The following is a 26,068-nucleotide window of genomic DNA, read 5'->3' as shown; positions in this document are numbered from 1 at the left end:
CGAGCGGGTTGACGAGATCGGCAGTTGGCATCGAGATCGGTCCAGTGCTGAACCGATCTCGATGCCAACTGCCGACTTCAGGGGCTGAGGCCGGCAAGCTGCCGACCTCAGCGCCGAGAGAGGACCCAGGTCAGCCCTGGATCTCGAGCATGCGACGCCGCGCGCGGACCAGGGCCGCGCCCGCCGCCGTGAGCGCCAGACCGGCTGCCGCCGCACCGACGACCTGGCCGCCGGTCTGCGCCAGCACGGTCGACGCCTGCGCGTCGCCGGCGGACTGCACCGGAGCGACGGCGGTCATCCCGGCGTCGGAACCACCGCTGCCCGGGTAGGCGACCGGGAGCGTTCCCCCGTCGCCGGAGCCGTCGCCCGAGCCGACGCCGGAACCGTCGTCCCAGCCGCCGTCACCGGAGCCACCGTCGCCAGAACCGCCGTCACCGGAGCCACCGTCGCCCGGACCGCCTCCGCCCGGGTTGCTGGTGTATGCCGGGCTCTCGAGCAGGTCGTCCACGACGCCGTCCGGACCGGCGACCGCTTCCACCGTGCCCGGCACGTCGGCGTTGCCCACGTTCTCGCCGATGGAGCCGATGTCGTTGATGATCTCGGCGGGCAGGTTGTCGGTCACGCCCTGCTCGGGTGCGTCGGCGCCCAGGACGTCGTCCACGGCGCCGTTCTCGCCGGCCACGGCGTTGACCGCGCCGGTCACACCGTTCACCACGTCCTCGACCGGACCGCCCGCGTTGGGCGACGCCGGGGCCGCCTTCGTCGCGACGACCTCGTCGGACGGCGCCGACGCGCGGCTGCCCGTCACGCCCTGCACGACGTCCTCGACCGCGCCGTCCTTGCCGGCCGCCGAGTCGACGACGCCCGTGACACCGCGCACGGTGTCGTCCACCGCGCCGTCCTTCTTGGTGACCTGCTCGACCGTGTCGGAGACCTGGTCCAGCGTGCTGTCGACCGCGCCGTCCTGACCGACGACCGAGTCGACGGTGCCCGTGAGGAGACCACCGAGCCCGCCCGTCGACTGCCCGGCGCCCTGCGTCTCGTCAGCCGCTGTCGCGGACGTCGCGCCCGCGATGATCAGCCCGCCCGCGACCAGCGCGGACGGGAGCGCCCGGCTCACGAACTTCCTCTTCATGTGTCCCCCTGTTTCGGTATCTCTGCGTAGTTGCCCGCTCTCGGGGCAGATGCGCAATCACCTTCGCCGATATGCGGGGTGAATTCAAGGACATCGGGTATGTTTCCACCATGATCGTGCCAGGCTCAGGGGCAGCCCCGCAGATCCACCCGCTCGAACCGTCGGACCCGCAGGAGCTGGGTGGATATCAGCTCCTCGGACGAATCGGCGCCGGCGGAATGGGAGTGGTGTACCTCGCAGAAACCCGCACCGGACGCAAGCTGGCTCTCAAGGCCATCCTGAAGGAGTTCGTCCAGGACCCGGAGTTCCGGACGCGCTTCCGCAGAGAGGCCGCCGCGGCGATGAAGGTGCGCGGCAGACATCTCGCCACGCTGATCGACGCCGACCCGGACGGCGCCCAGCCGTGGCTGGCCGTCGAGTACGTCGAGGGGCCGGCCCTCACCGCCGTCGTGCAGTCCCAGGGACCGCTGCCCGAGCCCGACGTGCGCCGCGTGCTCGCCGGCGTCGCCGAGGCGCTGCGGGCCGTGCACCAGGTCGGCATCGTGCACCGCGACCTCAAGCCGTCGAACATCCTGATCGGCCAGGACGGCCCGTTCGTCATCGACTTCGGGATCGCGCAGGCGTCGGACTCGACGTCGCTGACCCGCACCGGGCTCAAGGTCGGCACACCGTCCTTCATGGCGCCGGAACAGATCCGCGGCAGCGTCGCGACGCCCGCGGCCGACGTCTGGGCGCTGGGCGCGGTCGCGCTCTACGCCGCGACCGGCCAGCGGGCGTTCGGCGAGGGCGACACCACCGTCGTCTACTACCGCGTGGTCCACGAGGAGCCCGATCTCAGCGCCTGCCCGGCCTGGCTGCTCCCGCTCGTCCGGGCCTGCCTCGACAAGGATCCCGAGGCCCGCCCGGACCTGCAGGAGGCGCTCGACTTCCTGAACGAGGTGCCCGCCGGTCTCCGGACCGCGACCACGAAGATCACCCCGGGCCCCGCCGTCAGCCCGCTGGACGACCGGACGGCCCTGCGCGACGACGCCACCGTGGTGAAGGCGGAGCCCACGCCGGCCCCCGAGCCGGCGCCCGCCGAGGCGCCCGCGGCCCGCCGGGGTGTCCTGTCCCGGCCGACCACGTGGATCGCCGCTGCGGCGGGTGTGCTCGTCGTGGGCGCGGTCACCACGGCGGTCGTGCTCGGCATGCCGTCGGGCAGCCCGGGCGCCGCTGCCACGACGTCGGCGTCCCCCTCCGAGGAACCGTCGCCGGCGGCCATCGACGAGTGCCTGGTGGGCGAATGGCGGCTGGACGACCTCAGCACCGAGATGCGCATCGATGCCCTCGACGAGACCGTCGACGCCACGGGGTTCGACGGTCGGGTGACGGAGTTCCTGGCCGACGGCACCCAGCTCGTCCACTACGACGACGCTGAGCCGGCCCGGGCCGAGACCTCGATCGGGGAGCTCACGGAGACCTGGAGCGGCACGGCGAAGTACATCGTCTCGACCGACGACGACGGCACCCTGACGACCTCGGGGTCCGACTTCCGGGACGTCGAGGTCACCATCGCGCTCGCCGGGGAGAGCGCCGACCGCCAGCCGAACGCCCCGACCCAGCAGCTCCGGTACACGTGCGACGAGACGACCTACACGGAAGAGGCCGACGGCTTCAAGGCCACGTACTCCAAGATCCGCTGAGTGCTGGGTATCTGCGGGCCTGGGCCGGCACGGCCAACAGATACCCAGCACTCAGCGGGTGGGGTCAGACCGCTCGCTCCGCGCGGTTGACCGCCGAGACGATCGCCTTGAGCGACGAGAGGGTGATGGACGGGTCGATGCCGACACCCCACAGGACGTCGTCACCGACCGCACACTCGACGTAGGCCGCGGCGCTGGCGTCGCCGCCCTCCGACAGCGCGTGCTCGACGTAGTCCAGCACGCGCACCTGGACACCCACCTGGGCGATCGCGTTCACGAACGCGTCCACCGGCCCGTTTCCGCTACCGGTCAGGGTCAGCTCGGACCCACGGTCCAGCACGTCCACCTCGAGGGTGTCCTGCTCGCCCTCCGCCGACACCGCACGGGTGCCGCGCAGCGTGAGCCGCCCCCAGTGCTCCAGGCCCGACGGGGCGCCCTCCTCGACGGGCAGGTACTCGTCGGTGAAGATGCGCCAGATGTCCTCGCCGGTGACCTCGGTGCCCTGGGCGTCGGTCACCTTCTGCACGGCGTGGGAGAACTCGATCTGGAGCCGGCGCGGCAGGTCCAGGTTGTGCTCGCTCTTGAGCAGGTAGGACACACCACCCTTGCCGGACTGCGAGTTGACCCGGATGACGGCCTCGTACGAGCGGCCGACGTCGCGGGGGTCGATCGGCAGGTACGGCACGCCCCAGTGCAGGTCGTCGACGCCGACCCCGGCGGCCTCCGCCCGTCCGGCCATGTGCTCGAAGCCCTTCTTGATGGCGTCCTGGTGGGAGCCGGAGAACGCCGTGAACACGAGGTCGCCCACGTACGGGTGGCGCTCGTGGACGGGCATCTGGTTGCAGTGCTCCACCGTGCGACGGATCTCGTCGATGTCGCCGAAGTCGATCTGCGGGTCGATGCCCTGCGAGAACAGGTTCAGACCCAGCGTCACCAGGTCGACGTTGCCGGTGCGCTCGCCGTTACCGAACAGGCAGCCCTCGATGCGGTCGGCACCGGCCAGGTAGCCCAGTTCAGCGGCCGCGACGGCGGTGCCGCGGTCGTTGTGCGGGTGCAGCGACAGGATGACGTTCTCGCGGTGGTGCAGGTGCCTGCTCATCCACTCGATCGAGTCGGCGTACACGTTGGGCGTCGCCATCTCGACCGTGGCCGGCAGGTTGATGATGACCTTGCGCTCCGGCGTCGGCTCGAAGACCTCGATGACCTCGTTGCAGATGCGCGCCGCGAACTCGAGCTCGGTACCCGTGTACGACTCCGGCGAGTACTCGTAGTAGATCCGCGTGTCCGGCAGGGTCTCCTCGAGCTTGCGGCACAGCTTGGCACCGTCCAGCGCGATGTCGACGATGCCGTCCTGGTCGGACCGGAACACGACCTCCCGCTGCAGCACGGACGTCGAGTTGTACAGGTGCACGATCGCCTGCTTGGCGCCGGCGATCGCCTCGTAGGTGCGCTCGATCAGGTGGGCTCGCGCCTGGGTGAGCACCTGGATCACGACGTCGTCGGGGATCCGGTTCTCCTCGATGAGCTTGCGCACGAAGTCGAAGTCGGTCTGGCTGGCCGACGGGAAGCCGACCTCGATCTCCTTGTAGCCCATCGACACCAGCAGCTCGAACATGCGGAGCTTGCGCTCCGGGTCCATCGGCTCGATGAGGGCCTGGTTGCCGTCGCGCAGGTCGACCGCGCACCAGCGGGGTGCCTGCTCGATGCGCTTGGTGGGCCAGGTGCGGTCGGGGATGTCCACGCGGATCTGCTCGTGGAAGGGCTGGTACTTCTGGATCGGCATGCCCGACGTCTGCTGCGGGTTGTCGTCGATGATCCCGCCTGCTGCGCCGTGCACTGCTACGTCGTGAACTCCGCCGGGGGTGGTGGCGGTGATGCTGTTCTCCATCATGTGTCCTTCGCTCGGTGAGGTTGGCCGGCACACCAAGCCTCCGCGACGAGGGACCGACCTGTCTAGGCCTCGTCGCGGCAGCGAAGGAGAAGAATCACCGTCAGGCGCATGACGTCACTGTACTCCCGGTGCCGACCGGACCGGCCAGTGCGGCCCACCATACGGACGGGTCAGACGCACACGTCATCAGGGTGACCCGTGCGTCTGACCCGTCGGGAGAGGTCAGCGGCGGCTGCGCAGCGCCGCGTCGACCTGCGGGTCGCCGAGGGCGCCCAGCCAGTCGAGCAGCGCCGGGTAGGTCGACGGGTTGGCGGCGACCTGCGGACGCAGGTGGGGAGACTCCTGCACGATCTTCGCCAGGTCGGCCAGCGGGGTGACCGGGTCGAGCGCCTGCGCGGCGGTCCACCTGCCGCCCACGGGCGGCAGCACGGCGGTGTGGCCGGCATCCGCCCCGTTGCCGTGGGCCGCGGCGTCCGGGGCGACCGGCTGGCCGTTCGTCACCGGCCGGACGTGCGCGGTCTGCTGCGCCGGGGCCACCGGCTGCTGGGCGGACACCGGCCGCTGGACCGGGGCCACCGGCTGCTGGGCCGACACCGGCCGCTGCGCCGGGGCGACGGGCGTGGCACCCGACCGGATCGGGGGCATGGTCGCCGTCTCGCCCATGGCGGAGCCGACGGGCGGGCCGGCCGCCGGCAGGTCCTCGACGGTGCGCATGGCGGAGGCCGGTACCGCCGACTCCGGTGCGACGGCCTGCACGGGTGCCGCCTCGCGCTGGGCCGCCGCGGCGCCCGCGACGGTCCGCACGGCACCCGACGAGCTGACCCGGCGGGGCTCCGCGGGCCGGCGCAGCTCCGGAGCCGACCGCACGGGCTGCTCCGGGAGCGCGGCCGGGGGCGCCTTGTCACCCTGGGGCCGCTGCGGCGCCCACAGGTAGGCCTGGCTGCGGTCGACGTCGGTGTCGCCACCGATGCCGACCGTCTGGAAGTGCTCGCGCACCGCCTGGGGGACCATCAGCGCGGACGCCGCGACGACCGGCAGGCCGAGCGCCATCAGCAGGTCGCCGAGGTTCACACCGAGGCTGGCGCCGGACGTCGCGATGACCACGACGAGGCCGAGCACCCCCGCCACGCACGCCGCCCCCACCGCGGGGACGTGGCCGGTACCGGGATCGCGCTTCAGCGAGCGGCGCGCGAACCACGCGATGCCCGCGACGACGACACCGAGGACGAGCCGCACCACCAGCGGCACCCCGGCACCGGACCCGATGAAGCCGGGGTCGATGAGCTGCACGAGCGCGGCGAGGGCGCTGCACACCGCGAGCAGCACCATGACGTCGAACGCGCGGACGGCCACGCGCACCCAGACACCTGCGGCGTGCTCGGTGCTGGCCGCGACCTCGGCCGCCGGGTCCCGGCGCACGGCCGGCGCCCCGGCGATGGCCGCGGCCAGCGGCAGGAGCACCAGACCGAACCGGCTCGGGTCCGTGACGCCGGGGCGCATGGACTCCAGGCCGGCCAGCGAGTCACCGGCCGTGAAGATGAAGAGCAGCGCGAGCACGATGCCCACGGCGACCAGCACGAGCCGCGAGGGACGGTCGTGCCGCACCGTGCCGCCGACCAGGAGCCACACCAGGCCGACGACCAGCGCGAGCCACACGGGTGCCAGCAGGCGGTCGCCCAGCGTGGCGTCGTCGGCGAACTCCGCGAGCGCCGTCGAGACGACGGCGCCCGTCGCGATGAGCACGCCGACGCCGGCGAGCCCAAGGCGCCAGCCGCGTACGACGGCGCCGTCCTGCTCGACGGGGCCGAGCTCGCTGTCGCGGGGGGTAGCGGCGAGCGCCGCACCGGCCAGCGCGAGGCCGAGGCCGGTGCCGACGCCCGTACCGCTGCGCACGTCGAAGACGAGGTGCAGCAGGCCGATCACGGCCAGCGGCAGCCCGGCGAGCAGGCGTGCCCGGCGGGTCGAGTGCACGGTCCATGTCGCGGGCAGCACGCCGAAGCGCGCGAAGTAGGGCAGCGTGAGCGAGGCGAGGGACACTGCGACGGCCAGGACCACCTCGACCCGGTCCGCGGCGCGGTCGGCGAGGTTCCAGGGCAGCGCGAGCGACACGAACAGGGCGAGCGCGGCGATGGCGTCCCGCACGTAGTCGGCCACCGCGATGTTCGCGAAGGGTCCGACGTCGGCGGAGCCGTCGGGCTCGGGCCTGGACGGGATCTCGGGCGAGATCGTGGCGACGTACTCGTGGTCGAGGCTCTCGGTGGGTGCGCCGTTCGCATCCTGCGCACCGTCGGCCGAAGTTCTCTCGTCACGCTCGGAAGCGTGCTGGTCCATCATCCGTTCACTCCTCGATAACGCCGCTGGTCGAGACTGGGGAAGTGTGGCTGGCGGCGCGGGGTCCCCGACGTTTGTACCCGCTGGGAACCGACCCTGTCAGGCCAAACGACGGCGAGTCCGGTCACACCCGCATTTCTGCGCACGTCCATCACATTCGACGTGGGTAGGACACCACCGTCGGCGACAGCCGACAACACGTCGAGGGCACAGGAGAACGCAGTGGACTCAGCTGCCGCACCAGCATCCCGCACCTGCGACGTCTGGCTCGTTCCGGTCGGACGCCGGGAAGCCTGGACGCGCCTGCTGACCGTACCGGATCGGGAGCAGCTCGTGGGCCTCGACGAGGTCGCCACCGCGGTGCACCTGACATCGCGCGCGGCCCAACGGCTGATCCTGGCGCGCTATCTCGGCGTCTCCCCCGGCGAGGTCGTCGTGGACCGGTCGTGCGAGCACTGCGGTGACCGGCAGCACGGGCGCCCGCAGGTCCCGGGCGCGTCCCTCGACTACTCGGTCTCGCACACGCGGGCCTGGGTGCTGGTCGCCGTGGTGGGCGACGGCCGGGTGGGCGCGAACCTCGACGCCCGCCCGGCGGACGGTGACGTGGAGGACCTCGCCGCCGCCGTGCTGACACCGGCCGAGCGGCGTGCGTGGCGCCGGCTCCCGGCCCGCGACCGGGCCGACGCCCTGCTCGCGTACTGGACCCGCAAGGAGGCGACGGCGAAGCTGGCCGGGCACGGCCTGACGATCCCGCTGCGCGACCTCGACGTGACAGGGCCGCGCCCGACGCTGCTGACGCGTGACCCGTCGGTCCGGCTCCCCTACCCGCGGCCGTACCTGACGCACGTGCCGGCCCCGGCGGGCCACAGCGCGGCGCTGGCGACGACCACGCACGTGGACCACGTGCGGCACCTGCGCCTCCCGGACGCGTTGCCCGGTGGCGTCACGCCGCCCTCCGCGACCGTCCGTGCCCCGGCGAGATCCCTCCTCCCCGTGGGTACCGACGCGGGACGTCAGATGCCCAGCTGGTAGGCGCCCCAGTACGCCAGGGTCACCAGCAGCACCGTGGCGCCGAGCACCGTCAGCCAGAAGCCGGTCGAGACGACCGCGGCGGCCCGCGACGGGAGCTCGGTGCCCTCGGCGTGCGCGACCCGCCCGCGCAGGTCCCGGACCCGGTTGAGCAGCAGCGCCGCCGCGACGACGGTGACGATGCCGAGCAGTCGCACGCCGATCCAGCCGCCCTGGACCACGAGCGCGTCCTTCTCGTACTCGAGCGCGAGGCGGGCGACGGCGGCGAGGTACACGACGAGCCCGATCGTCGTCGCCGCGGCACCGACCGCCAGCCCGGCCAGCGGCGCGCGCAGCCCCGGGGCGAGCCGCACGCCCGGGCGGCCGGAACGCCGTCGGGCGAGGCGACCCGTCAGCACCGCACCGCCCACGAGCAGCGGCCCGCCGACGAGCAGCCCGCCGGCGGTGACGACCACCCCGACCAGCCAGTCCCCGTCGCCGTACCACTGTGGTTGCGGCACCGGGGCCGCGAGGTAGAGCTGCTCGGGCTGGGCGCCCGCGACCTGCGGCGGGGCGGACGCCGTGGCGGGCAGCCCGAGCACCCAGCCGGCGACGTCGGCCGCGAAGTCGGGGTGCAGCACCAGCCCGTCGGGCGTCTCCACGTTGATGCCGTGGTTGGCGCCGTCGTAGAAGCGCACGGTCACGTCGTCGGCGTCGGCCAGCAGCTCGCGCGCGCCCTGCTCGAGCGGCATCGAGGCATCGTCGGTGCCGTAGACGGCGAGGATCGGGGCGGTCTGCTCCCTGAGCCACGGTCGTACGTCGAAGTCCGCGTACTCGAACCCTCCGCCCGGGAGCCGCATCCCGACCGCGCGCGGGATCGCCCGGAAGACCCCGGCGGGCACGTCCGTGTTCCGCAGGTAGTTGTCGACGGCGTACGCGGCCTGCTGCCGTGGCGGCACCACGGGGGCGGAGACCAGGATCTGGAACGCGAGCCGCGGGTCGTCGACCATCATCACGGGCGACACCCATGCGCCCTCCGACTCGGCGTACAGCCCGACGGAGGCCGGGTCGACCCCGGGGACCTCGCGCAGGTAGCTGACCGAGTACGCGTAGTCGAGCGCCATCGCCTCGTAGTCGCGGTGCCGGGTGGAGTAGTTGTCCAGCCGCTTGTCGGGCACGAGCGTGGTGATCCCGGCGCTGGCCAGAGCGGTCGCGGCCAGGGTGAAGGCGTCGGCGGCCATGCCGGTGCCGGCGCCGTGCACGAACACGATGCCGGGACGTGCCTCGTCCGGCGCCCCGTCCGGTTCGCGGAGCAGCCCGCCCACCTCGAGCCCGTCGGCGAGCGGGATGGTGACGGCGGACTCGCGCACCCCGTAGTCGCCCGGCTCGCCGTCGGCGGCCGAGGTGCCGCCGATCGCCGTCGACCCGGTGGCCGGCTCCAGGTGGTCGACCACCGGTTCCGGCTCCCAGGCCGGGCCGGCGACAGCACCCGTGAGGGCGAGCGTGACCAGGATCGCGGCGGAGGTGGCGACGGTCCGAAAGAACACCTTCGGATGCTACGCCCGGCGGGCCCGCCCTTCGATCCGGCGGGCGGCACGGCACCCGGCCGGGCTCACTCGCCCGGCCGGGCCGCCAGCAGCTCCGCGGTGTCCCAGGTCAGCACGCCCGACCGCAGGTCGGCCACCACGCCGCGCACCCACTCCAGCTCCGCACGGGTGACGGCCACGAGGTGCTCCTGCTCGAGCATGACCACCCTGGGCAGGTCCCACTCCCGCGCGGTCAGCACTTCCCGGCCACACCGCTCCAGCACGGCCTCGAGCGCCGCGGCACGCTCCTCGAGCCGGTCGCGCACGAGGTCCGGCCCGGTGATCGCCACCACGGCGAGCACCGCCCGGAACTCGGGGAACTCGCGTGCGGGCGTGGCGAGGGCCGCGTCCATCCAGCGCCGCAGGGCGTCGCTGCCCGCGTCGGTCAGGGCGTAGACGATCCGGGCCGGGCCGGAATCGGTCACCAGCTTCTCGTGGACCTCGATGAGGCCGTCCCGCAGCAGGCGCTCGATCGTCTGATAGACGCTGTTGCTGCGCGCCACGTTGACGACGTCGTCCTTGCGCCGCGTCTTGATCAGCTGCTGCATGCGGTACGCATGCATGGGCCCCTCGGCGAGCAGAGCCAGCAGCACCATCGCCAACGGCGAGCGCGGCCGAGAGTTCTGAGTCACGAGGCTCAGCCTAGGAGGTCCCGGCGTGAAGGCTTGCCATCTTATGGTCACCCATTTTATGGTGAGCAAATGAGAGCGATCATCATCGGAGCGGGCGTCACCGGGCCCGTGACCGCCATGGCCCTGCAGAAGGCGGGGATTCACGCCACCATCCACGAGGCGTACCAGCGCACCGCGGACGGCGTCGGCGCCTACCTCAACCTCGCCACGAACGGCCTGGCCGCCCTCGCGGTGCTGGGGATCGACCATCGCGACCTCGGCGGCTTCGACACGCACGCGCTGGAGCTGCGCGGCGCGTCCGGCCGGCTCCTGGCGCACCTCCCGATGAGCCGGGACGACGACGCGGGCACGGTCAGCCAGACCGTGCGACGCTCGGACCTCTACATCCGGCTCCGGGACGAGGCCGTGCACCGCGGGATCCCGATCGAGTACGGCAGGCGCCTCGTCGATGCCACCGCCCGGCCGGACGGCACGGTGGTCGCCACGTTCGCGGACGGCGGCACCGCCGAGGGCGACGTGCTCATCGGGGCCGACGGGCTGCACTCCCGGGTGCGGACCGTCCTGGACCCCCGCTGCCCGCCCCCGCGCTACACGGGCCTGCTCAACACCGGCGGCTACGCCTCGGGCGTGCCGGTGGACACGCCGGAGGGGCTGTTCACCATGATCTTCGGCCGGCGCGCGTTCTTCGCCTACGTCAACCGCGGGGCGGGCGACGTCTGGTGGTTCGCGAACGTGCCGCAGGCCCGTGCGGCCACACCGGAGGAGCTCGCGGCCCGCACGCCCGCCCGCTGGCGCGCCGAGCTCGAGCACCTGTTCGCCGACGACGACGGCCCGGCGCTGGACCTGATCGCCGCGACGCCAAGCATTATCGCGCCGTGGAACACGCTCGACCTGCCCACCGTGCCCGTATGGCACCGTGGGCCGATCGGGCTGGTCGGCGACGCCGCACACGGCATCTCACCGACGTCGGGCCAGGGGGCGTCGCTCGCGATCGAGGACGGCGTGCTCCTCGCACGGTTCCTGCGCGACCACGACGACCCCGCCGCCGCCTTCGCGGGCTTCGAGGCCCTGCGCCGGGTACGGGTGGAGAAGCTGATCGCCCAGGCGAAGCGCACCTCCAACCAGAAGATCCCGAACCCGTTCACCCGCGTGCTGCGTGATCGCGTGATCCTGCCGCTCGTGAGCAGGGCCGCCGCCCGGACCACGCGGGACTGGGTGACCGACTACCGCGTCGACTGGGCCGAACCGACCCGCACATAGCGGACGTCGTCGGGCGCGATCCGTCCGCCGGTCCAGCGTGTCCCTGGTCGTACTGCGCCTCGTTCCGCGTCGGCTAGAAGCCCAACCTGCGCAGCTGCTTCGGATCCCGCTGCCAGTCCTTGGCGACCTTGACGTGCAGGTCGAGGTAGATCCGCTGGCCCAGCAGCTTCTCGATGCCCTGGCGCGCCTCGGTGCCCACGGACCGCAGCCGGGACCCGCCGCGGCCGATGATGATCGCCTTCTGGGAGTCGCGCTCCACGAACAGGTTGACGCGCACGTCCAGCAGGGCCGGCTTGCCCTTGGCCGGGTCGCCCGTGCCCTCGCGCTCGACGATCTCGTCCACGACCACGGCGAGGGAGTGCGGCAGCTCGTCGCGCACGCCCTCCAGGGCCGCCTCGCGCACGAGCTCGGCCACCATGACGGCCTCGGGCTCGTCGGTCAGCTCGCCGTCCGGGTAGAGGTCGGGCCCCTCGGGCAGGTGCGAGACGAGCACCGCCTCGAGCTCCTCGACCTGGTAGCCGTCCTTCGCGGACACCGGCACGATGTCGTTCCACTCGCGGTCGACGGACCGCGCGAGCTGGTCGACGGCGACGAGGTGCTCCATGAGCTGGGGGCGCGGTACGAGGTCGGCCTTCGTCACGACGGCGACCACGGGCCTGCCTCTACGTCCCGTCATCAGCTCGGCCAGCTGGGCCGCGATGTACCGGTCGCCCGGACCCACCTTCTGGTCGGCGGGCAGGCAGAACGCGATGACGTCCACCTCGGACAGCGTGTCGCGCACCAGGTCGTTGAGGCGCTCGCCCAGCAGGGTGCGCGGGCGGTGCAGCCCGGGCGTGTCCACGAGCACGAGCTGCGCGTCCTCCCGGTGCACGATCCCCCGGATCGTGTGCCGGGTCGTCTGCGGGCGTGCCGACATGATCGCGACCTTCTGCCCCACCAGCGCGTTCGTCAGGGTGGACTTGCCGGCGTTGGGCCGGCCCACCAGGCAGGCGAAGCCGCTCCGGTGTGGGGCGGTCTGATGCACTGCGGGCTGGTCGCTCACGAGGTCACTTCCTTCGGGTCACGCTTCTGATCACGGTGGTCGTTCTGCTCCGGACCACCGTTGCTGTCATCCGGTTCTGCTGCTGGCTCCGTGCGGTGCACGAGAATCGTGGAGATCTGCTTGCGGCGCCCCTCTACCCGCTCCGCCTCCAGGCGCATGCCGCCCACCTCCGCGGACGAGCCCGCCAGCGGCACCTTGCCCAGCGCCTTGGCGAGCAGACCGCCGGCGGTGTCCACGTCGTCGTCGTCCAGGCGGAGGTCGAACAGGGCGCCGAGCTCGTCCACCGGGAGTCGGGCCGGTACCCGCAGCACGCCGTCGCCGAGGTCCTCCACCTCCTGGACGGGCACGGTGTCGTGCTCGTCGGTGAGCTCACCGACCACCTCCTCCAGGAGGTCCTCGATGGTCACCAGCCCCGCCACGCCACCGTACTCGTCCACGACGAGCGCGATGTGGCTGGCCGAGGCCTGCATCTCGCGCAGCAGGTCGTCGATCGGCTTGGACTCGGGCACGAAGACGGCGTCGCGCGCCACGTCCCCGGCGGGGCGCTGCGACGGCTCGCGCGCACCGCCGTCGTCACCGACCGGCCAGTGCACCGCGGCCACCACGTCCTTCAGGTAGGCGACGCCGACGACGTCGTCCACCGACTCCCCGATCACCGGAACCCGCGAGAACCCGGAGCGCAGCAGCAGCCGCAGCACCCGGTCGAGGGAGGTGTCGGCCGCGACGGTCACCATGTCGGTGCGCGGCACCATGACCTCACGGGTGATGGTGCCGCCCAGCTCGATCACCGAGCGGATGAGCTCCCGGTCGGACTCCTCGAACGCGCTGCTCTCCGAGAGGCTCTCCCCCACCCGGTCGGCGATGTCGCGCAGCTCGGCCTCCGTGGGCGGCGACGGGTCGTACCGCGGCACCGAGAACCGGGTCAGCCACGCGACCGCACGGGAGACCCCGGTCAGCGGCCCCACCAGGGCGAGGAGCACGGCCACCGGCTTGCGGAAGCCGAGCGCGCGGGGCGACACCCGCACGAAGATGACGCCGATCACCACGCCCACCACGAGCGCGATGAGCATGACCGGCAGCTCGTTGGGCACGCCCTCGCCCGGGATCGCCTGCTGCACCAGCAGGGTCCCGGCCGCGATGGCGACCACCTCCGACATGACGCGCACGAGCGCGAAGGAGGCGACGATCGCCGTCGGGTCCACGACGAGCGCCTGGGCGCGCCGGATCCGCGCGGCGCGTTCCGGCTCGGGCGACTGGCCCAGCTCCGCCTCCGCGAGCGCCTCAGTCAGGGACGCGCGGGTGACGCGCAGGAGCGCCGCCTCACCGGCCGACAGCATGCCCGCCAGGGAGAGGCCGACCAGCATGACGAGGGTCAGCAGGAGGACGATCACGCCGGTCACCGAGTGGCGAGGAAGGTCAGGAGGAGCTTGCGCTGGAGCGTGAACATCTCCTTCTCCTCCTCCGGCTCGGCGTGGTCGTAGCCGAGCAGGTGCAGGATCCCGTGCGTGGTCAGCAGCAGGAGCTCTTCGGTCGTGGAGTGGCCGGCGGCCTTGGCCTGGGTGACCGCCACCTCCGGGCACAGCACGATGTCGCCGAGCGTGCCGGCCGGGGTGACGTCGCCGTCACGCCCGGGACGCAGCTCGTCCATCGGGAAGGAGAGCACGTCGGTGGGTCCTGGCTCGTCCATCCACTGCACGTGCAGGTCGGACATGACGGTGGTGTCGACGAAGATGATCGACAGCTCCGACTGCGGGTGCACCCGCATGGCGTCCAGGACGAACCGGCCGAGCGCGGCGAACTCCGCCTCGTCGACCTCGAACCCGGACTCGTTGTTGACCTCGATGCTCACCGGCGCTGCCTCTTGCTCCCCTGGTTACCGCCCTGACGGTGGTCCTGCGGCTGCCGGCCCGGCCGGCGGTCGTCGGTGAGCACGTCCCAGCGCGCGTACGCGTCGATGATGTCGCTCACCAGTCGGTGCCGTACCACGTCGGAGGACGTGAGGCGGCAGAACTCGACGTCGTCGACGCCCAGCAGGATGTCCTCGACCACCCGCAGACCGGACGTGGTGCCACCGGGCAGGTCGACCTGGGTGGCGTCGCCCGTGATCACCATCTTGGAGCCGAACCCCAGGCGGGTCAGGAACATCTTCATCTGCTCGGTCGAGGTGTTCTGCGCCTCGTCCAGGACGATGAAGGAGTCGTTCAGGGTGTTGTGGGTCACGAGGAAGTCGTCGGTGACGTAGAGCGAGTCCTCCGCCGCGACCTGGATGCACATCGTGTCCTGGACACCCGCCGGAAGGATCGAATCGATGAATCGCACCGGTCTACCCCCGCCGTGCGCGTCATACTTCTCCCGCTTGCGGGTAAGACGGAACGGCTGGACACCTTCCGGCAGTCGGATGTCGATGACGTACGCGTCCGCGTTGTACGGCACGGGCCGCCCGTTGGCCGGACCAGGCTTGCGTCCCTCGGCCTCGCGAACTCGTGAGGTGGCCACACCCCCGAGGGACCGGACCAGGTGCAGGACGTCGTTGTGAAGCTGCCACGACGTGGTGCAGTACTGCACCCGGGCCGTCCTGCCGTCCTGCGTCGTGGGACCTCCGTCGGAGTCCAGAAGTCCCTGAAGCGTCCCGAGGCGCACGTCCACGCTGTTGTTCAGATAGATCGCGGGCACGAACTTCTGGCCCGACTTTCGACCGTCCAGCCCGAGCTCTCGCAGCGCTGCCCTGACCGGGTTCTCCACGATGACCCCGCCGCGGTGGCCGTGCACGTGACGCAGGACGTAGTTGTAGCCGCCCTTGTCCACGAGCTCGATTCCAGGAAGAGCACGCTCGAGCGCCTCCGCCAGCTCCGGGTCAGCCGTGGTGAATGCGGGGGTGGCACGGGTCGAGAACGACCCGTCACCGATCATCAGGCCGAGCGCATATGGATCCATCGGGACGTCCTGTGGAACCATCTGCACGGGGGCGACGACGGGCAGCTCGTACCGACGCGTGTGTCGATACCAGAGGTTGTCGATCATCTCGCGGGTCTCGAGCGTCCTCGATCGTCCCCGACGCTTGTCCGAGGCGGTACGGACCGTCCACAGGTGCTCGCCGCAGGTCAGCGTCGAAGCACCGTCCTGGGTCGTGACCCGGTACACGTCCTTCGGCCCCTGCGGATAGATACCGATGACGGGGGTCGGGCGACCGTCCGAACCGATCACCAGGTCGCCGACTGCCAGGTCGCCGAACCGGCGGTACCCGTCAGGAGTCATGACCTGCGCGTCGTAGGGCTGGGCGCGCCCTCGCATGTACGCCAAGGGCGCCACTTCGATCGTGCCCGCCTCGATCAGCTTGGGCACCTGCTCGGGGTCGAGCATGTCGTGCAACGCGTCGTACAGAGGGCGCAGGTAGGGGTCGATCTTCTCGCTCAGGGTGCCGGGGAGGTAGCCGAGCTTCTCACCAGCCTCGACCGCGGGGCGAGTAAGCACGATCCGGTTGATCTGCTTGGCCTGCAGCGCCTGGACCGCCTTGGCCATCGCGAGGTAGGTCTTGCCCGTACCGGCCGGGCCTATGCCGAACGTGACGGTATTGGTGTCGATCGCGTCGACGTACGCCTTCTGGCCCACCGTCTTGGGCCGGATCGTACGCCCCCGGCTGGACAGGATGTTGAAGGTGAGCACCTCTGCGGGACGCGACGCCGCCACGTCACTGAGCATCGCGACCGAGCGCTTCACGACCTCGGGAGTGAGCTGCGTGCCCGCCTCCACGACCTCGATCAGCTCGTCGAGCAGCTGGGTGACCAGGGCCACGTCGCCCGCGGGTCCGTTCACGGCTATCTCGTTGCCACGAACATGGATCTCGACGCCGGGGAAGCCTTCTTCGACGGCCCGCAGCACCGAGTCCCGGCTCCCGAGGAGCGCGACCGTCGGAATATGGGCCGGAACGACGATCTTGTGCTCGATCCGGGTCTGGGACTGTGTGCTGGGCGAAGTTGTCATGAGCCGGTCCCGGGGGACCGATCCGCTCCTTATGCGGTAGGGATGCTGTGCGGCAGGGATGACGGCCCCCTCATCCTATCGACCCGGCGGGGTACCGCCACGGTCTTTCCCGTGTCCCGTCCAGCGTCAGGCGAAGCCGGGCAGCTCCCCGCCCGCGAGCAGGTGCGCGTGCACGTGGAACACGGTCTGCCCGGCCTTGGGCCCCGTGTTGAAGATCAGGCGGTGCTGGCCGTCGCCGAGCTCGCTGGCGACGCCGTCGGCCAGCCCGATGACGGCCGCCAGGCCGTCAGGGTCCGACGCGGCGAACGCCGGCACGTCCGGGTAGTGCTCCCTGGGCACCACGAGCACGTGCACGGGCGCCTTGGGGGCGATGTCCCGGAACGCGATCGCCGTGTCCGACGACGCCACGACATCGGCGGGGATGTCCCCCGCCACGATCTTGCAGAAGAGGCAGTCAGGGCTGTCGGTACTCGTCATGCTTCGCAGGCTACCGGGGGCGTGCGCGGAACGGCCCGCGAGAGCGGCTGGGGCGGCGGCGAGCAGGGCCGGGACGTGGTTGTCCGTACCGTTACCCGGTTCGTCCTGCCCGGGTGAATGGGATGTGGGAGAGTTTGTCGCGTTCGATGGAGATTGGCGTACTGCGACACCATTTCGTCGGTGTCAGCCCTGCGGATCCCGTCGTCACCCGCACACCACACACTGCAGTAGTCACCTGGAGGTTCGCGTGGGTTGGTTCATTGCCCAATCGCTCGCATTCATCATCATCGCGGCCCTGATCGGCCTTGCGATCGGCATCTGGATCGGCTGGCTCGTCTGGGGCCGTCGCGCCAAGGGCAAGCACGCGGCGGAGAAGGCCGCGGCCGCCGCACGCGCGGACTACGCCGCCACGGCGGCATCGGACGCCGGCGCGGAGACCGGATCGCGGGCGGACGATGGTCCCGCGGAAGGTGATCCGGCCGCTGGAGAGACTGTCGAGGGCGAGACGGTCGAGGGCGAGACGCCGGACGTCGAGCCCGTTCCCGCGCTCGCGGCCGCCGCCACGGATGCCGACACCACGGCCGACGCCGGCCCCACCGGCGCGGACGGCACGCCGGGTCCGGACACCGACACCGCCGAGGACGGTGCGGGAGACGGTGCGGCAGACGGTGCGGCAGACGTCGAGGTCGAGGCCGCCGGCTCCGCCGTCGTCGCCGAGGCGGAGGCCGTCGCACGCCGGGCCGCCGAGACGGAGGACGCGACCGTGGCGGATGCCGGCACGGAGTCCCCGAAGACCCCCGAGGCTCCCGAGGCCCCCGCGGCTCCCGACAACCTGCGGCGCATCGAGGGCATCGGCCCCAAGATCGCGGCCGCACTGGTGGCGGCGGGCTACCCCACCTACGCCGCGATCGCCGCCGCGACGGAGGACGAGCTCCGCGAGGCCGTCGCCGGCCAGGGCATCAAGTTCGCGCCGTCGGCCGCCACCTGGGCCGACCAGGCGCAGTACCTCGTGGACAGCGACGCGGACGGCCTGCAGGAGTACCAGGACTACCTCGTGGGCGGCCAGGAGCGGCGCGCGAAGTTCACGGAGAACGTCGACTACACCGACGTCGACGAGATCGAGGGCGCCGAGGCCAAGGCCGCCGCGCTCGCCGCGGACGAGGCCGAGGCCGCCGCTGCCGAGCCCGAGCCGGAGCCCGAGCCGCAGGACCTGCGCCGCATCGAGGGCATCGGCCCCAAGATCGACGCCACGCTCAAGGCGGCCGGCTACACGACCTACGCGAAGGTCGCGGGGGCCTCCGAGTCCGAGCTCCGCGAGGCGCTCGCCACGGGCGGCATCAAGTTCGCTCCCGCTGCCGCGAGCTGGGCCGACCAGGCCCAGTACCTCGCGGACGGCGACGAGGACGGCCTGCAGGAGTACCAGGACTACCTGGTCGGCGGGCAGGACCGTGCCGCGAAGTTCCGGAAGAACGTCGACTACACCGACGTCGACGAGATCGAGGATGCCGAGGCCAAGGCCGCGGCCCTCACGCAGGACGAGGCGAAGACGGCGGCCGGCGGCGACGCGGGGCCCGAGGCCACGGCATGAACCTGAGGACGGTGCTCCCTCCGGTGCTCGTAGCGGTCCTCGGCCTGGGCGCCCTCTCGGGCGTCCAGGACACGGGGTTCCGCGAGCGGATCGAGTCGGACCTGACGGAGCGCGCGCAGGGGGCGCTCTCCGGGGCCCGGCTCTACGGGGCGGACGTCGAGATCACGGGCCGCGACGCTGACGTGACCGCCCCGACCGCCATGGAGGCGATCGAGGCGGCCGCCGTGGTGAGCGGCGTCGAGGGCATCCGGGTGGCGGCGGCGTACGGGCCGGACGGCCCGGTGTCCACGGACGCCGGGGACAGGGAGGCCTCGCTGTCAGTGAGAGCGCCCGCGGGGACGGCGGTCGTGGACGTCGGCGATCCCGTGTCCGCCGGGCCGACGCCGATGGACGAGCCGACCGAGCCGGCATCGGACAGTGCGAGCGCCGACGCGGCGGCCGAGGCAGAGGCCGAGGAGCCAGAGCGTAGCCCGACGCGTCAGGAGCGCGAGCAGGCGCAGGAGGACCTGGTCGAGATCCCGAACATCACGTTCGTCACCGACAGCGCGCGGCTGACCAGGGACGGCCGCCGGGTGGTGCGGGGAGCGGCCGAGGTGCTGGCGGAGCACCCGGAGGTCGAGGTCCGCATCGAGGGGCACACCGACTCCCGCGGCTCCGAGGCGCACAACCGGCGGCTCAGCGAGCGCCGGGCCGACGAGGTGCTCGACCGGCTGGCGAAGCTGGGCGTCGACAGGGACCGGATGACGTCGAAGGGCTTTGGCGAGAGCGACCCGCGCGTCGTCCCGAGAACCTTCGCGGACCTGGAGAAGAACCGCCGCGTGGAGTTCATCGTCAAGAACTGACCGCCCCGTTGAGTGCTGGGTATTTGTCGGTCGAGACGTCCTGATCGCACAAATATCCAGCACTCAACCAGGTCAGCAATTAGGCCGGCGGGGGCCGGGTCAGGTCCAGCGGCCCAGGCGTTCGCTCAGGTGGGCTATCGCTACCGGGCCCGCCGTGGACGTGCGCAGGACGTGCGGGCCGAGGCGGGCAAGCACCCCGCCCGCATCCGTCAGCAGCGCCACCTCGGCCTCGGAGATCCCGCCCTCCGGTCCGACGACGACGAGCACCTCGCCGCTGTCGGGCAGCGGCACGGTCGCGAGGGCTGCCGTCGCCTCCTCGTGCAGCACGGCCACCGTCCCGCCGGCCGCGACCACCGCACGGGTCCTGGCTGCGAGCTGCTTGGTGCTCAGCGGTACCTCGACGTCGGGGATGCGGCAGCGGCGGGCCTGCTTGGTCGCGGCCCGCACGGTGCTGACCCAGCGTGCCCGCGACTTCGCGGCCCGGTCGCCGCGCCACACGACGACCGACCGTTCCGCCTGCCACGGGATGATCGCGTCCACGCCGACCTCGGTCGCGGCCTCGATCGCCATCTCGTCGCGGTCGCCCTTGGCGAGCGCCTGGACGAGCGTCACGACGACGGCGGGCACGGGCTCGACGTCGACCTGCTCGACCCGCAGGCGCACCTCGGCGCCGTTCACCGACTCGACGACGGTACGCAGGCGCACGCCGGCACCGTCGACCACGTCGATCCGCTCCCCCGGGCCGCGCCGCTGGACCACGCCGGCGTGCCGGCCCTCCGCACCGTCGAGCAGGTAGAGCGAGCCCACGACGTACTCAGACAGCGGATGGGCGGTGGACGCCTCCGCGAGAAAGACTGGCGCGCTCATGGGTGGGCGGTCAGCGCCCGCTCAGCTTGTCGCGCAGGCGCGAGAACACGCCGCCGTGCACGGAGGCGAGCCGCGACTCGGGCCGCTCCTCGCCGCGCAGCACCGCGAGCTGCTGCAGGAGCGCCGTCTGCTCCTCGTCCAGTGCCGTGGGCACCTGGACCTCGATGTGCACGTTGAGATCGCCACGCCCGGTCGAGTGCAGGTGCCCCACACCGAGGCCCTTGATGGTCATGACCTGGCCGGGCTGCGTGCCGGGGCGCAGGTCGATCTCCTGGAGGCCGTCCAGCGTGTCGAGCTCGAGCACGGTGCCGAGCGCGGCCGCCGTCATCGGCACCTGGAGGGTGCAGTGCAGCTCGTCGCCGCGCCGCACGAACGTGTCGTGCGCGCGCTCCCGGATCTCGACGTACAGGTCGCCGGCGGGGCCGCCGCCCGGGCCCACCTCGCCCTGCGCGGAGAGCTTGATGCGCGTGCCGGTGTCGACACCGGCGGGCACGTTCACCGAGACGGTGCGGCGCGAGCGCACGCGGCCCTCACCGGAGCAGTCGGTGCAGGGCTCGGGGATGACGGTGCCGAACCCGCCACAGGCGGAGCACGGCTGGTTGGTCATGACCTGGCCGAGGAAGGAGCGGGCCACGCGCTGCACGGAGCCCCGGCCGTGGCAGACGTCGCAGGTGCGCGCCGAGGTGCCCGGCCGCGCGCCGTCGCCACCGCAGGTGTTGCACGCCACCGCGGTGTCGACCTGGATCTCCCGCTTGGCGCCGAAGACCGCCTCCGCCAGCTCGAGGTCGAGTCGGACGAGCGCGTCGTTGCCGCGCCGGGCACGAGGCACCGGCCCGGCGGGCTGCCCGCCGCCGAAGAACGTCTCGAAGATGTCCTGGAAACCGAACCCGGCCCCGAACCCGCCGCCCGCGCCGCCGCCCGGCGAGGTGGGGTCCACCCCCATGTCGTACTGCTGGCGCTTGTCCGGGTTGGACAGCACCTCGTAGGCGCGCGCGACGTCCTTGAACCGGTCCTCCCCCACGTCGCCCGCCACGTCGGGGTGCAGCTCGCGGGCCAGCTTGCGGTATGCCTTCTTGATCTGCTCGGGCGAGGCGTCGCGCGGAACACCCAGAATCTCGTAGTAGTCGGTCACAGGTCTCTCTTTGTGGGGAGAAGGGATGTCAGCTGGGCAGCACTCGCGACAGGTAGCGCGCGACGGCGCGTACCGCGGCGATGGTGCCCGGGTAGTCCATACGGGTGGGGCCGATCGAGCTCAGGATCGCGACGGTGTCGCCGTCGGACGAGCCGTAGCCGGAGGTGACCACGGAGGTCTCCGCCAGGCCCGCCAGCCGGTTCTCGTGGCCGATGCTCACGGCCACCCCGGCGTCGTCGGTCATGTCGGTGAGGAGACCGAGCAGGACGACCTGCTCCTCGAGCGCCTCGAGCACGGGACGCAGGCCCTGTTCGAACCGCATGCTCGACCGGGCCAGGTTGGCCTGGCCGGTCAGCACTATGCGTTCCTCGCTCTCCTCGCCGAGCGCCGCCGTCACGACCTCGGCCACGGCCGTGGCCAGTGCCCGGTGCTCGTCCGGCATCGCCTCGGTGACCCGCGCGAAGGCGGTGCCGATCTCGGTGAGCCGGTGGCCCGCGGCCGCGGCGTTGAACCGCGCGCGCAGCTCGCCGAGCGTCCCGTCGTCCATCCCGACGGGCACGTCGAGGAAGCGCTGCTCCACCCGGCCCGTGTCCGTGATGACGACGACGAGGAGCCGCCCCTCGGCGGTGGGCACCAGCTCGAGGTGCCGCAGCCCGGAGCGCCGCAGCGACGGATACTGCACGACGGCGACCTGGCCCGTCAGCTGGGCGATGAGCCGCCCGGCCCGCGCGACGACGTCGTCCAGGTCGACCGCCTCGGACAGGAAGGTCTCGATGGCACGCTTCTGCGGCACGGTCAGCGGCCGCACCTCGGCGAGCTGGTCCACGAACAGGCGGTAGCCCTTGTCCGTGGGGATGCGACCGGCCGAGGTGTGCGGCTGGGCGATGAGCCCGGCCTCCTCGAGCGCCGCCATGTCGTTGCGCACCGTGGCCGGAGAGACGCCGAGCCGGTGCCGCTCGGTGAGTATGCGTGATCCGACGGGCTCCCGTGTCTGGACATAGTCCTCCACGATCGCTCGCAAGACATCGAGCCTGCGTTCCTCGCTCATCGCGCTCACCTCCGTCCCAGGTAGAACGTCCGGGATCTGCACCCGAGTTCCGGCCCGCTCTCCAGCACTCTCGCCAACCGAGTGCCAATCCTACGCGGCACACGCCAGAGGCCAAGTCCCCGACCCGCCAGCGGACCACCCGGTACCTCGCAGACGTGCAGGTCACCCGGCTGACCTGCACGTCTGACACGTTCGCGCCAGGCGTATAGGGCGATGACTTAGACGCGCGAGGCCGGCCCGGCGAACCCGCACGGAAAGATGCGGCGACCGCCCGATCCGGACGGGCTACCTCAGCGACGAACCTGGAATCACTGCCGGCGAGGGACCGGCTTCGACCAGGAGGAAACACCATGTTCGGCTTCACCGACTACGCCGAGTACCGCAGGAACGAGCAGGAGATCGACCGCCGGGCGGAGCAGACCCGGGTGGCCCGCGAGCTCGCGGCCCGCCGGGACGACGCCGCACCGCGCGCCACCGGCCGCCGGACCACGGACGCCGAACCGGCCCGCCCGCGCCTCGCCTGACGCGACTGCCCGTGCAGGACCACCATGACCAGCGACGATGACCGGCGGAACCACACCAGGACCGGCATGGGACGATGAGCCCATGCCGGTCATCCGTGCGCGCCTGGTCGGGCGCACCAACGAGGTCGAGACACTGCGGCAGGCGCTCGAAGCGGTCCGCGCGGGTGCCGGCCGCACCGTCGTGGTCGCCGGCGAGGCCGGCATCGGCAAGACCCGGCTCGTCGACGAGCTGACGTCCGACGCCGACGGGTTCCTCGTCCTGTCGGGACAGTGCGCCGACTCCGGCTCCGGCCCGGTCCCCCACGCCGCCCCGGGCGGTCTGCTCGCCGGGATCGTCGCGACCCTCGGACCGGAGGCCACCGTCGAGGCGGCAGGCCCCGCGGCGGGTGCGCTCTCCGCCGTCGCACCACAGCTCGTCGTCCCCGGCACCGACGCCGGAGCGGACCGCCTGCCCGAGGTGCTCGCCGACCTGCTCGCCCGGACCGCCGCGGACCGACCCGTCGTCGCCGTCGTCGAGGACCTGCACTGGTCCGACGACGTCACCCGCGCACTGGTCGTGCGCCTGGCCCGCGCCGCGCCCCCCGGCCTGCTGCTCCTCCTCACCTTCCGCAGCGACGACGTCGGCCGCGCCCACCCGCTGCGCACCGTCATGACGGAGCTCGACCGCGCCAGGCTCGCCACCCGCCTCGACCTGCGCCGCCTGGGCCAGGACGAGGTCCGCGAGATGGCGCGCGACCTGCTCACCGGCACGGGCGACGAGCCGGACGACGACCTCGCCGACCTGGCCGAGCGCAGCGAGGGCGTCCCGTTCTACGTGGAGGAGCTGGTCGGCTTCCTCGGCACGGACCTGCCCGACTCGCTCCGGGACATCCTGCTGCTGCGCTACTGGAGCCTCGGCCGCGAGGCACAGGCCCTGTGCCGCGTCGTATCGGCCGCCGGTGCGCGCGTGTGGCACGACGTGCTCGACGACGTCCTGGCCGACCAGCGACCACCAGCCGGCACCGGCACCGGGACGCACCCCGGCGTCGGACCGCACCCGGAGGAACGGGCGCGCGAGGCGATCGACGCGCACGTGCTGGTCGCCACCGACGTCGGGTACGCGTTCCGGCACGCCCTGGTCCAGGAGGCCGTCTACGCGGAGCTGCTGCCCGGCGAGCGCAGGCGCCTGCACGCCGCGTACGCCCGTGCCCTCGAACGCGCACTGACCACCCGTGCGCGGTCCGTCGCGAAGCTGTCCAGCATCGCCGACCACTGGTGGCGCGCCGGCGTCCTGGACCGGGCGCTCGCCGCCGCCGTCGTCGCGCACGAGGCCGCGGCCGCCGCCGCGACGTCCGCCGCCGTGACCCTGGGCGAACGAGCGCTGGAGCTGTGGGAGCAGGTGCCGGACGCGGAACAGGTGGCCGGCGTGCCGCACCACGAGCTGCTGCGTGCCGTGGCCGAGTCGCTGCGCGGTTCGACCCGGGTGGACCGCGCCCTGGCGGTCGCGCACGAGGCCCTGGCGGAGTGGCCGGACGACGACCCTGTCGGTCAGGCCTCCGTGCTGGCCGACATCGCGCTCATCGCCGGGCACGCGGGCGCGGACGAGGGGCCGGGGGCCATCGACAAGGCGCTCGCGCTGGTACCGCCCGGCCTCGACGACACGGTGCGGGCGCAGGTACTGGTCCTGCGGGCCCGGCACGCCATGCTCGAGGGGCGGTGCGCCGAGGCGGTCGCGGCCGCCACGGCCGCGTACGACGCCGCGACCGCTGTCGGCAGCTCGGAGCTCGCCTCGGTGGCGCTCAACCTGCGCGGGGTGAGCCGGTTCCAGCTCGGCGACCGCGAGGGGCTGGCCGAGATCGACCGCGGCCGCGAGATCGCCGGCGACACCTGGCAGGGCCTGAGCCGCTACTACGTCAACGGCTCGGACGCCCGGATCACGGAGGGGCGGTGGGACGAGGCCGCCGAGATCGCAGCGGAGGGTGTGGCCGTGGCTCGGCAGCACGGCGCGTCGGAGGGCTTCCGGGTGATGCTGGAGGGCAACATCGTCGAGGCCATGATCGGGCGGGGCGACTGGGCGGAGGCCGCCCGGTGGTACGAGCGCAAGGTGCCGATGATCCACACCAGCGTGTACGCGGTGTACCTCGGCGAGCGGCGCACGTGGCTGGCGATGTGGCGCGGGCAGGTCGCGTGGGCGCAGGCAGAGGCGCGCCGCAAGGTGGCCACCTGGGAGCGGTTCGGCCGCCTGGAGCTGCAGATCCGGTCCCACGTCGCGGTCACGCGCGCCCAGCTCGCCCTCCTGCGCGACGACCCGGCCGACGCGCTCCGGCTCGCGTCGGGCGCCATGGATCCCGACGTGCCACGCAACCCGGCCTACGACCTGGAGCCGCTGGCGGTGGTGGCGCGGGCGATCGCGGACCTGCGCGCGGCGGGCCAGGAGGTCGACGACGCGCCGTACCGGACCGCGCTGGCCCGGTGCTCCGGATGGCGGACCTACCCGGCGTGGGCGGCGGTCTTCGAGGCCGAGCTCGGCACCGGCCCGTGGACCGCCGTCCTCGGTCTGCCCGGCCCCGCGTACCTGGTGCCCTACGCGCTGCAGCGGGACGGCGAACGGCTGCTGGACGCCGGTGACCGGCCGGCAGCCCGGTCCACGCTGGCCGCTGCCGTCGAGAAGGCGGAGAAGATCGGGGCCGGGCTGCTGGTCGACCAGGCGCAGGGCCTGCTGGACCGGGCGGGCCTGGCCGGGCGCCCCGCCGGCTCCGGCGGTGCGGAGCTCACCGGCCCGGCCGCGACCCCGCCGTCGGACGACGCGCTCGCGGCGCTCACCCCGCGCGAGCAGCAGGTGCTCGCGCTCGTCGCGGAGGGCCTGACCAACGGGCAGATCGCCGAGCGGCTGTTCATCTCCGCCAAGACCGCGTCGGTGCACGTCTCGGCGATCCTGCGCAAGCTGGGCGTGTCGACCCGCACGGAGGCCGCCCTCCTGACCTCCCGGCGCTGAGTGCTGGCGATCTGCGGCCCCGGACACTCCGATCCCACAGATATCCAGCACTCAACGGGTTGATCGAT

19 protein-coding genes and 3 pseudogenes are annotated in these 26,068 nt (G+C 72.5%); 7 read left to right on the top strand and 15 right to left on the bottom strand.

Going from position 1 to position 26,068, the window contains the following annotated elements:
* Positions 1–130 precede the first annotated feature (130 nt).
* Positions 131–1,135, bottom strand: coding sequence for a hypothetical protein (locus tag ACFSL2_RS24595; protein ID WP_377200353.1), 1,005 nt, complete (start codon positions 1,133–1,135; stop codon positions 131–133).
* A 110-nt stretch (positions 1,136–1,245) separates the two neighbouring features.
* On the opposite strand from ACFSL2_RS24595, the gene ACFSL2_RS24590 reads away from it, so the two are divergent.
* The gene (locus ACFSL2_RS24590; protein WP_377200352.1) at positions 1,246–2,817 is read left to right on the top strand and encodes a serine/threonine-protein kinase; all 1,572 of its coding nucleotides are present in this window, start codon (positions 1,246–1,248) and stop codon (positions 2,815–2,817) included.
* Between the two features lie 64 nt (positions 2,818–2,881).
* Here ACFSL2_RS24590 and leuA read toward each other — a convergent pair whose 3' ends face one another.
* Both leuA and ACFSL2_RS24580 read right to left on the bottom strand, forming a co-directional pair.
* Positions 2,882–4,708 carry a 2-isopropylmalate synthase gene (gene leuA, locus ACFSL2_RS24585; RefSeq protein WP_377200351.1) on the bottom strand — a complete coding sequence of 609 codons (1,827 nt, stop codon included), beginning with the start codon at positions 4,706–4,708 and terminating at the stop codon, positions 2,882–2,884.
* Between the two features lie 222 nt (positions 4,709–4,930).
* Positions 4,931–7,042 carry a DUF7937 domain-containing protein gene (locus ACFSL2_RS24580; protein ID WP_377200350.1) on the bottom strand — a complete coding sequence of 704 codons (2,112 nt, stop codon included), beginning with the start codon at positions 7,040–7,042 and terminating at the stop codon, positions 4,931–4,933.
* Positions 7,043–7,261: 219 nt separating this feature from the next.
* On the opposite strand from ACFSL2_RS24580, the gene ACFSL2_RS24575 reads away from it, so the two are divergent.
* Positions 7,262–8,071, top strand: a complete 810-nt coding sequence (locus tag ACFSL2_RS24575) for a 4'-phosphopantetheinyl transferase family protein (RefSeq protein ID WP_377200349.1) — start codon at positions 7,262–7,264, stop codon at positions 8,069–8,071.
* On the opposite strand, the gene ACFSL2_RS24570 is transcribed toward ACFSL2_RS24575, so the two are convergent.
* On the bottom strand, positions 8,053–9,594 hold the full coding sequence (locus tag ACFSL2_RS24570) for an alpha/beta hydrolase family protein (protein ID WP_377200348.1): 1,542 nt from the start codon (positions 9,592–9,594) through the stop codon (positions 8,053–8,055). The two genes, ACFSL2_RS24575 and ACFSL2_RS24570, sit on opposite strands and share 19 nt — an antisense overlap.
* 65 nt (positions 9,595–9,659) lie before the next feature.
* A complete protein-coding gene (locus ACFSL2_RS24565; RefSeq protein WP_377200347.1) occupies positions 9,660–10,265 on the bottom strand; it encodes a PadR family transcriptional regulator in 606 nt (201 codons plus the stop codon).
* 69 nt (positions 10,266–10,334) lie between these two features.
* Here ACFSL2_RS24565 and ACFSL2_RS24560 point away from each other — a divergent pair, with 69 nt between their 5' ends.
* Complete coding sequence (locus tag ACFSL2_RS24560; protein WP_377200346.1) at positions 10,335–11,525, top strand: FAD-dependent oxidoreductase; 1,191 nt, start codon at positions 10,335–10,337, stop codon at positions 11,523–11,525.
* 73 nt (positions 11,526–11,598) lie between these two features.
* On the opposite strand, the gene era is transcribed toward ACFSL2_RS24560, so the two are convergent.
* The 7 genes and pseudogenes from era to ACFSL2_RS24525 form a co-directional block, all read right to left on the bottom strand.
* Positions 11,599–12,567 (bottom strand): GTPase Era, encoded by a 969-nt coding sequence (gene era, locus ACFSL2_RS24555; protein WP_377200345.1) that lies wholly within the window; start codon positions 12,565–12,567, stop codon positions 11,599–11,601.
* On the bottom strand, positions 12,564–13,958 hold the full coding sequence (locus ACFSL2_RS24550) for a hemolysin family protein (RefSeq protein WP_417629354.1): 1,395 nt from the start codon (positions 13,956–13,958) through the stop codon (positions 12,564–12,566). The genes era and ACFSL2_RS24550 overlap by 4 nt, the downstream gene beginning before the upstream one ends.
* Before the next feature lie 5 nt (positions 13,959–13,963).
* Positions 13,964–14,416: an rRNA maturation RNase YbeY gene (ybeY, locus tag ACFSL2_RS24545; protein ID WP_357468029.1), complete on the bottom strand. Its 453-nt coding sequence runs from the start codon at positions 14,414–14,416 to the stop codon at positions 13,964–13,966.
* Positions 14,413–14,775 (bottom strand): annotated as a pseudogene (locus ACFSL2_RS24540) (PhoH family protein); the annotation flags it as partial. The pseudogene ACFSL2_RS24540 and the gene ybeY, both read right to left, overlap by 4 nt.
* Positions 14,776–15,036: 261 nt before the next feature.
* A pseudogene (locus tag ACFSL2_RS24535) lies at positions 15,037–15,477 on the bottom strand (LAGLIDADG family homing endonuclease); the annotation flags it as partial.
* Between the two features lie 369 nt (positions 15,478–15,846).
* Positions 15,847–16,548 (bottom strand): annotated as a pseudogene (locus tag ACFSL2_RS24530) (PhoH family protein); the annotation flags it as partial.
* A gap of 126 nt (positions 16,549–16,674) precedes the next feature.
* Entirely contained in the window at positions 16,675–17,025 is a 351-nt protein-coding gene (locus tag ACFSL2_RS24525) for an HIT domain-containing protein (RefSeq protein WP_377200343.1), read from the bottom strand.
* A 247-nt stretch (positions 17,026–17,272) separates the two neighbouring features.
* Between ACFSL2_RS24525 and ACFSL2_RS24520 the strand changes: the two genes are divergently transcribed.
* Together ACFSL2_RS24520 and ACFSL2_RS24515 are read left to right on the top strand one after the other, a co-directional pair.
* Positions 17,273–18,613: a helix-hairpin-helix domain-containing protein gene (locus ACFSL2_RS24520; RefSeq protein WP_377200342.1), complete on the top strand. Its 1,341-nt coding sequence runs from the start codon at positions 17,273–17,275 to the stop codon at positions 18,611–18,613.
* A complete protein-coding gene (locus ACFSL2_RS24515) occupies positions 18,610–19,455 on the top strand; it encodes an OmpA family protein (RefSeq protein WP_377200341.1) in 846 nt (281 codons plus the stop codon). The genes ACFSL2_RS24520 and ACFSL2_RS24515 overlap by 4 nt, the downstream gene beginning before the upstream one ends.
* Before the next feature lie 99 nt (positions 19,456–19,554).
* On the opposite strand, the gene ACFSL2_RS24510 is transcribed toward ACFSL2_RS24515, so the two are convergent.
* From ACFSL2_RS24510 to hrcA, 3 genes are read right to left on the bottom strand one after another with little or no spacing between them, the layout of a single operon-like run.
* Entirely contained in the window at positions 19,555–20,322 is a 768-nt protein-coding gene (locus ACFSL2_RS24510; protein ID WP_377200340.1) for a 16S rRNA (uracil(1498)-N(3))-methyltransferase, read from the bottom strand.
* A 10-nt stretch (positions 20,323–20,332) separates the two neighbouring features.
* The gene (gene dnaJ / locus ACFSL2_RS24505) at positions 20,333–21,454 is read right to left on the bottom strand and encodes a molecular chaperone DnaJ (RefSeq protein WP_357468014.1); all 1,122 of its coding nucleotides are present in this window, start codon (positions 21,452–21,454) and stop codon (positions 20,333–20,335) included.
* Between the two features lie 28 nt (positions 21,455–21,482).
* The gene (hrcA, locus tag ACFSL2_RS24500; RefSeq protein WP_377200339.1) at positions 21,483–22,502 is read right to left on the bottom strand and encodes a heat-inducible transcriptional repressor HrcA; all 1,020 of its coding nucleotides are present in this window, start codon (positions 22,500–22,502) and stop codon (positions 21,483–21,485) included.
* A gap of 350 nt (positions 22,503–22,852) precedes the next feature.
* On the opposite strand from hrcA, the gene ACFSL2_RS24495 reads away from it, so the two are divergent.
* Together ACFSL2_RS24495 and ACFSL2_RS24490 are read left to right on the top strand one after the other, a co-directional pair.
* Positions 22,853–23,026 carry a hypothetical protein gene (locus ACFSL2_RS24495; protein ID WP_377200338.1) on the top strand — a complete coding sequence of 58 codons (174 nt, stop codon included), beginning with the start codon at positions 22,853–22,855 and terminating at the stop codon, positions 23,024–23,026.
* An 82-nt stretch (positions 23,027–23,108) separates the two neighbouring features.
* A complete protein-coding gene (locus tag ACFSL2_RS24490) occupies positions 23,109–26,000 on the top strand; it encodes an ATP-binding protein (RefSeq protein ID WP_377200337.1) in 2,892 nt (963 codons plus the stop codon).
* The last annotated feature ends 68 nt before the right edge of the window (positions 26,001–26,068 follow it).

Source organism: Promicromonospora aerolata (assembly GCF_042682255.1).
Lineage (GTDB): Bacteria > Actinomycetota > Actinomycetes > Actinomycetales > Cellulomonadaceae > Promicromonospora > Promicromonospora aerolata.
This window is presented reverse-complemented; position numbering and strand designations above follow the sequence as displayed.

Excerpts from the sequence above, each read along its gene's own strand:
- hrcA (WP_377200339.1), bottom strand. The coding sequence starts at position 22,502 with ATGAGCGAGGAACGCAGGCTCGATGTCTTGCGAGCGATCGTGGAGGAC.
- ACFSL2_RS24560 (WP_377200346.1), top strand. The coding sequence starts at position 10,335 with ATGAGAGCGATCATCATCGGAGCGGGCGTCACCGGGCCCGTGACCGCC.
- ACFSL2_RS24590 (WP_377200352.1), top strand. The coding sequence starts at position 1,246 with ATGATCGTGCCAGGCTCAGGGGCAGCCCCGCAGATCCACCCGCTCGAA.
- leuA (WP_377200351.1), bottom strand. The coding sequence starts at position 4,708 with ATGATGGAGAACAGCATCACCGCCACCACCCCCGGCGGAGTTCACGAC.
- ACFSL2_RS24490 (WP_377200337.1), top strand. The coding sequence starts at position 23,109 with ATGCCGGTCATCCGTGCGCGCCTGGTCGGGCGCACCAACGAGGTCGAG.
- ACFSL2_RS24510 (WP_377200340.1), bottom strand. The coding sequence starts at position 20,322 with ATGAGCGCGCCAGTCTTTCTCGCGGAGGCGTCCACCGCCCATCCGCTG.
- ACFSL2_RS24495 (WP_377200338.1), top strand. The coding sequence starts at position 22,853 with ATGTTCGGCTTCACCGACTACGCCGAGTACCGCAGGAACGAGCAGGAG.
- ACFSL2_RS24580 (WP_377200350.1), bottom strand. The coding sequence starts at position 7,042 with ATGATGGACCAGCACGCTTCCGAGCGTGACGAGAGAACTTCGGCCGAC.
- ACFSL2_RS24525 (WP_377200343.1), bottom strand. The coding sequence starts at position 17,025 with ATGACGAGTACCGACAGCCCTGACTGCCTCTTCTGCAAGATCGTGGCG.
- ACFSL2_RS24515 (WP_377200341.1), top strand. The coding sequence starts at position 18,610 with ATGAACCTGAGGACGGTGCTCCCTCCGGTGCTCGTAGCGGTCCTCGGC.
- ACFSL2_RS24595 (WP_377200353.1), bottom strand. The coding sequence starts at position 1,135 with ATGAAGAGGAAGTTCGTGAGCCGGGCGCTCCCGTCCGCGCTGGTCGCG.